Annotated in this window: 4 protein-coding genes; 3 read left to right on the top strand and 1 reads right to left on the bottom strand. The window is 66.8% G+C overall.

What is annotated here, in order from left to right; translation table 11 throughout:
• Nucleotides 1–225 precede the first annotated feature (225 nt).
• A complete protein-coding gene (gene pyrE / locus IP86_RS16940) occupies nucleotides 226–789 on the top strand; it encodes an orotate phosphoribosyltransferase (protein ID WP_054163715.1) in 564 nt (187 codons plus the stop codon).
• A 111-nt stretch (nucleotides 790–900) separates the two neighbouring features.
• The gene (locus tag IP86_RS16935) at nucleotides 901–1,731 is read left to right on the top strand and encodes a DUF2865 domain-containing protein (protein ID WP_502694005.1); all 831 of its coding nucleotides are present in this window, start codon (nucleotides 901–903) and stop codon (nucleotides 1,729–1,731) included.
• A 270-nt stretch (nucleotides 1,732–2,001) separates the two neighbouring features.
• Here IP86_RS16935 and IP86_RS16930 read toward each other — a convergent pair whose 3' ends face one another.
• Nucleotides 2,002–2,433, bottom strand: a complete 432-nt coding sequence (locus IP86_RS16930) for a hypothetical protein (protein ID WP_054163713.1) — start codon at nucleotides 2,431–2,433, stop codon at nucleotides 2,002–2,004.
• A gap of 395 nt (nucleotides 2,434–2,828) precedes the next feature.
• On the opposite strand from IP86_RS16930, the gene IP86_RS16925 reads away from it, so the two are divergent.
• Nucleotides 2,829–5,345: a glycogen/starch/alpha-glucan phosphorylase gene (locus IP86_RS16925; RefSeq protein WP_054163712.1), complete on the top strand. Its 2,517-nt coding sequence runs from the start codon at nucleotides 2,829–2,831 to the stop codon at nucleotides 5,343–5,345.
• Nucleotides 5,346–5,493 lie beyond the last annotated feature (148 nt).

Below are 5,493 nucleotides of genomic sequence, written 5' to 3'. Positions count from 1 at the left end.
ACTCCGCTCCGCGCAACGCGGACTCGCTGCTCGGGGCGCCCTCACCCCAACCCTCTCCCGCAAGCGGGAGAGGGAGCGCGCTGTGCCGGCGGCGATGCTGCGACCAGCACGACGGGTGCTGCAGGCTTTTGCACCGTTGATACCCTCCCCGCGCCGCTGGCATCCCCGCGCCGCCGCGGCTAGATTGCGGCGTTTTCCGTAAAGCCAGCATCAGAGAGTCCGCCCGTGTCCAAATCCGCGTCCCGCGCCCGTCTTGCCGAGATCATTCGTACCCGTTCGTTCGGCCGGGGTGAGATCACGCTCGCGTCGGGGCGCAAGAGCGACTTCTATTTCAATCTCAAGCCGACGATGCTCGATCCGGAGGGCGCGGCGCTGCTGGCGGAATTGACCTACGAGGCGCTGCGCGACGAGAAGGTCGATTATGTCGGCGGGCTGGAGATGGGCGCGGTGCCGTTGGCGGGCGCGATCGCGCAGCTGTCGTGGCTGAAGAACCACCCGATCGCGGCGTTCTTCGTGCGCAAGAAGCCCAAGGAACACGGCGCGCGGCTGTCGGTCGAAGGCCTGGCGAAGGGCGAGAGCCTGGCCGGCAAGCGCTGCGTCATTGTGGAGGACGTCACCACCACCGGCGGCTCGGCCATCAAGGCGGTCGAGGCGGTGAAGGAGTCCGGCGCCAAGATCGTGCTGGTGCTGACCATGGTGGACCGCGAGGAAGGCGCCACCGACGCCTTCGCCGCGGCCGGGCTGCCGTTCCGCTCGCTGTACAAGGCCAGCGAGTTTCTCAAGAGCTGACGCCGCCGCGCACGCACGGCGTCGCGGCGGAAACCGCGCGTTTACCATCCCGACCTAAAGTGACCGCGTCGCGGCTCGGCCGCAGCACGATCGCCTCGGGTGGAGTGAGCGTTGCGTCAGATTGTCGAAATGCTGCGCCGTGGACGTCCCATGGTGCTCGCCGCTGCGCTCGCGATCGGTGGCTCGGCCGCTCTGCACCCGCATCCGGCCGCGGCGCAGAACATCCTCGAAATGCTGTTCGGCGGCGGAGCTCCGCAGCGGCCGCAGCAGCGCGGCGCGCCGCCCCAAGCCAATTTCTTCGCCGATCCGTTCGGGCTCAATCAGCAGGCGGCCCCGCCGCCCGCGCCCTCCCGGCCGGTGGCTTCCGGCGGCGGGCCGGCATTCTGCGTGCGGCCGTGCGACGGCAAGTATTTCGCCCTGCAGGTCCGCGGCGGCATGACGGCGGCGCAGATGTGCACGATGTTCTGCCCGGCCGGCAACGCCAAGGTGTATTACGGCAGCAACATCGACTACGCGACCGCCGCCGGCGGCCAGCGCTATGCCGACAGCGAAAACGCCTACGCCTATCGCAAGGCGCTGAAGGCCGACTGCACCTGCAACGGCCGCGATCCGGCCGGGCTGGCGCAGATCGACCTGTCGCAGGACACCTCGCTACGCCCCGGCGACATCGTCGCCACCGCGACCGGTCTCGCCGCCTATAACGGCATCCGGCTCGGCGCCGAGCAGACCCCGGACTTCACCCCGGTCGCCGACTATCCCGGCCTGACCGCGCAGCTCCGCGCCAAGCTCGGCGAGATGAAGGTCGCGCCGGTTGCCGATCAACTGGCCGACGGGGTCGCACCTGCTGGTCGTGATGTCGCGGCACCGATCGCGCCTGCGACGCCGGTCCCAGCCCGCCGCGCGGCAGCGAGTGCCCCGGCTTCCGGCCACAGCCTCGATTAAGTATCGATTAAGGACCTCTCGACTGAGGGCCAGACCCAAGCACGTCATTCCGGGGCGCTCGCGCAGCGAGCGAACCCGGAATCCCGACTTTCAGGGGCACCACAGCCGTGCCCCTTGCGAGGCTGGTCGGTCAAATAACATCTGGATTCCGGGTTCGCGCGGAGCCTGTCATCGTGCCGGCCAGAGGCCGGACCCGGTGGCGCGCCCCGAAATGACGTGCCTGGGGCGAACGCCTGAAGTAGCTCTGCGCGCGGGGCGAGTTCCTTTGTTCTACCGCGCCACGATCACGCCGATCACATTCGGTGCGGCCAGGTAGGCTTCCTCGATCTTGGCTCTGGCGGCGGCGCGATTTTCCGGGGTCAGCAGGCCGCGCTTCTCGGCCAGGATCATCCAGCAATAGCCCCACCAGTCGGTCAGCATGCCGCTGTCGTCGACCAGATCGTAGCCGTGCTCGGCCGCGAAGATCCGCGCGCTGCTTTCGTCGAGCGTGTCGAGCCAGGCGAGATCGTCGGCCGCGAACATCTCGTCGCACAGATCGTCCGGCGAATAGCCCCAGATCGACTGGCACACCGTGTTGAATTCGCGGTCGAGCTGGTCGTCGTCGATCCATTGCCGGCGGGCGAGCTGATGCAGCCGCGACAGCGAACGCGAGAAATCCGCGATCCGCGTCAGCGCCATCTGATCGAACGCAATCGTCGACATGTAGCCCTCACAAGCTGGAGAGACCCCAATATATCGGCGCGGCACGCACCGAATCAGGATGATATCTCAGTAGTTTATAAAAATGTTCTTAATTTGTTCTGATCGGCTTGTGCATCACCGACTGCATCTTCCGCCCTAGCTCCGCCGCCGCCCCGACGGCGATCCGCCGCGGTGTCTGCGGCGCCGTTCATCCTGCAGCCATCCGGCTTACGGCATGCTCCGGATACAATCAGGCGTCGAACTGATTCATGGCTGCAAACACGTCGTGTGGGTCGCCCCTCGGCGTTGTGCACAAAACCAGTGCAGCGCGCCGCATCGATGCACTCGTCACGGGTTTCGATCGGGCGCTAATGTTTGTATGCTCAGAACCCGATAAACCTTTGTAGGATCGTCACTTGACCGTGCAGTCCCCGCCAGAGAAATTTCAGCCGTCGCAGCCGCCGATCGATGAGCTGGCGCTCGCGGAGATCAAGAGTGCCATCCTCTCCAAGCTGACCCTGGCGATCGGCAAGGAGGCGACCCAGGCCACCAAGCACGACTGGTACAAGGCCTCGGCGCTGGCGCTGCGCGACCGCATCGTCCACCGCTGGCTGGTGTCCGAGAAGGAGAGCTACGACGCCGGCCGCAAGCGGGTGTATTACCTGTCGCTCGAGTTCCTGATCGGCCGGCTGTTCACCGACGCGCTCAACAATATGGGCCTGCTGGCGCAATATGCCGCCGCGCTGGGCGATCTCGGCGTCGGCCTCAACGACCTGCGCAAATGCGAGCCCGACGCCGCGCTCGGCAATGGCGGCCTCGGCCGGCTCGCCGCCTGCTTCATGGAGAGCATGGCGACGCTCGACATCCCGGCCTACGGCTACGGCATCCGCTACGATTACGGCCTGTTCCGCCAGATCATCAATCACGGCTGGCAGCAGGAATTCCCCGACGAATGGCTGTCGTTCGGCAATCCCTGGGAGCTGCAGCGGCCTGAGGTCGTCTACCAGGTGATGTTCGGCGGCCAGATCGCCCAGGTCACCGACGCCAAGGGCCTGACCCGGACGGTCTGGACGCCGGTCGAAACCGTGCAGGCGGTGGCGTACGACACCCCGATCGTCGGCTGGCGCGGCGAGCACGTCAACGCGCTGCGGCTATGGTCGGCGCGCGCGCCCGATCCGATGCTGATCGACGTGTTCAACACCGGCGACTATCTCGGCGCCACCGCGCACGAGGCGCGCGCCGAGGCGATCTGCAAATTCCTCTATCCCAACGACGAGAGCGCCGCCGGCCGCGAATTGCGGCTGCGCCAGGAATACTTCTTCGTCTCGGCGTCGCTGCAGGATCTGATCAAGCGCCACCTCGATTCCGACGGCCAGATCCGCAACCTCGCCAAGAAGGCGGCGATCCAGCTCAACGACACGCATCCGAGCCTCGCGGTCGCCGAGCTGATGCGGCTGCTGGTCGACATCCATAATCTGCGCTGGGACGACGCCTGGGACATCACCCGCGCGACGCTGAGCTACACCAACCATACGCTGCTGCCCGAGGCGCTGGAGACCTGGCCGCTCGATTTGTTCCAGCGCACGCTACCGCGGCACCTCGACATCATCTACCGCATCAACGAGGCGCATCTGGCGCTCGCCGAGCAGCGCTGCCCCGGCGATATCGAATTCCGCGCCTCGGTGTCGCTGATCGACGAGAAGGCCGGGCGGCGCGTCCGCATGGGTCATCTCGCCTTCATCGGCTCGCATCGCATCAACGGCGTGTCGGCGATGCATTCCGACCTGATGAAGGAGACCGTGTTCCACGATCTCAACCATCTCTATCCGGACCGCATCACCAACAAGACCAACGGCATCACCTTCCGGCGCTGGCTCACGCTGGCCAATCCGGGGCTGACCGACCTGGTCCGCGCCGCCTGCGGCGACGCCGTGCTGGACGACCCGAGCCGGCTTTCCGGCCTCGAAGCCTTCGCCGGCGACAGCGCGTTCCAGCAGCAGTTCCGCACCATCAAGCACCGCAACAAGATCGCGCTGGCGCGGCTGATCAGCGAGCGCAACGGCGTCCGGGTCGATCCCGGCGCGCTGTTCGACGTGCAGATCAAGCGCATCCACGAATACAAGCGCCAGCTGCTCAACGTGCTCGAGACCGTCGCGCTGTACCACGCCATCAAGGACAATCCCGGCGCGGACTGGGTGCCGCGCGTCAAGATCTTCGCCGGTAAGGCGGCGGCGAGCTATCGCTACGCCAAGCTGATCATCAAGCTGATCAACGACGTCGCCGAAGTGATCAACAACGACGCCTCGATCGGCGGCAAGCTCAAGGTCGTGTTCCTGGCCGACTACAATGTCAGCCTCGCCGAAGTGATCATTCCGGCGGCCGATCTGTCCGAGCAGATCTCCACCGCCGGCATGGAAGCGTCCGGCACCGGCAACATGAAGCTGGCGCTCAATGGCGCGCTGACGATCGGCACGCTCGACGGCGCCAATATCGAGATCCGCGACCACGTCGGGCCGGAGAACATCGCGATCTTCGGCATGGAAGCGCTGGAAGTCGTGGCGCGCCGCTCGCAGGGGCTCGATGCCACCGACGTCATCCGCCGCTCGCCGCAGCTCGACCGCGCCATCCGGGCGATTGACTCCGGCGCGTTCTCGCCGGACGATCCGGCGCGCTTCGCCTCGGTGGCGCACGCGCTGCGGCACCTCGACCACTACATGGTCAGCGCCGATTTCGACAGCTACTACGAAGCCCAGCGCGGCATCGACGCGCGCTGGCGCGCCGGCTCCGCCTGGACCCGCGCCGGCATCCTCAACGTCGCCCGCATGGCCTGGTTCTCCTCCGACCGCACCATCGCCGAATACGCCGAGGACATCTGGGACGTCCCGACCAGGCCCGCGACGCAGCCGTCGCCGGCAAGGCAGGCGAAGGGGTAAGGCCGCGAAGCTTCGCCCCGAGTACAGCGCAACCTCTCCCGCTTGCGGGAGAGGTCGGATCGCGAAGCGATCCGGGTGAGGGCACTCCGCTCCGCGAATAGCTGACTCAGTGCCTGGGGCGCCCCCCCCCCCCCCCCCCCCCCCCCCC

This window comes from Rhodopseudomonas sp. AAP120 (assembly GCF_001295845.1).
Classification (GTDB): domain Bacteria; phylum Pseudomonadota; class Alphaproteobacteria; order Rhizobiales; family Xanthobacteraceae; genus Rhodopseudomonas.
Note: the sequence above shows the minus strand (reverse complement) of the source record. Positions and strands in the feature narration are given on the sequence as shown.

Bases quoted from the DNA above. Each gene is read 5' to 3' on its own strand.
- IP86_RS16930 (WP_054163713.1), bottom strand. From the start codon at position 2,433: ATGTCGACGATTGCGTTCGATCAGATGGCGCTGACGCGGATCGCGGAT.